Raw genomic sequence first — 218 nt, 5'->3', positions numbered from 1 at the left:
TTGCTTGTTCTTTTGTTGCTTCTTGTTGTGCTTTCAATGCCACTGCTTTTGGTTCTTCATTTGATACAGCTGCACTTTTATCTGTTTCTGCTTGTGCTTCTTTTTTAGCTTCTTGAATCTCTTGTGCTTCTTGTGATGTATCACTTAAATTATTTGCACTTGCTTCTTCTTTTATCGCTGCTTGTTGTGCCTTTAATGCCGCTTGCTCATTTTTAGAT

At 36.7% G+C, this 218-nt stretch carries 1 pseudogene; it reads right to left on the bottom strand.

What is annotated here, in order from left to right:
- Positions 1-218, bottom strand: a pseudogene (locus IDG64_RS15045) (hypothetical protein); the annotation flags it as partial.

The sequence above is a fragment of the Staphylococcus sp. EG-SA-15 genome (assembly GCF_017151895.1).
GTDB classification, from domain to species: domain Bacteria; phylum Bacillota; class Bacilli; order Staphylococcales; family Staphylococcaceae; genus Staphylococcus; species Staphylococcus aureus.
The sequence above is the reverse complement of the archived record's forward strand: the minus strand, read 5'-3'. Positions and strand labels throughout refer to the sequence as shown.